Source organism: Bacillus sp. MUM 13, assembly GCF_001866725.1.
Classification (GTDB): domain Bacteria; phylum Bacillota; class Bacilli; order Bacillales; family DSM-1321; genus Peribacillus.
In genome coordinates this window covers 1-285 of the sequence record NZ_MLYQ01000149.1, presented here as the reverse complement: position 1 = coordinate 285, position 285 = coordinate 1, and the positions used below count along the sequence as shown (strand labels likewise).

General features: G+C 48.1%; 2 tRNA genes. Both read left to right on the top strand.

Annotation, left to right across the window (positions count from 1 at the left end):
* Positions 1–32 precede the first annotated feature (32 nt).
* Positions 33–109: transfer RNA gene (locus BIV59_RS21985), tRNA-Ile, on the top strand.
* A 19-nt stretch (positions 110–128) separates the two neighbouring features.
* Positions 129–204 (top strand) — tRNA-Ala (locus BIV59_RS21980).
* Positions 205–285 lie beyond the last annotated feature (81 nt).

The following is a 285-nucleotide window of genomic DNA, read 5'->3' as shown; positions in this document are numbered from 1 at the left end:
TTGAAAGAAGCAATTCTTTCTTATATAGTAATGGGCCTATAGCTCAGCTGGTTAGAGCGCACGCCTGATAAGCGTGAGGTCGATGGTTCGAGTCCATTTAGGCCCACCATTACTTTTATACCCGATACGGGGCCTTAGCTCAGCTGGGAGAGCGCCTGCCTTGCACGCAGGAGGTCAGCGGTTCGATCCCGCTAGGCTCCACCATTGAAGGTTTACTCCTTCAGAGGGACAATCACGATGTGATTGATTTGTTCTTTGAAAACTGGATAATAGATAGAAGGCAAA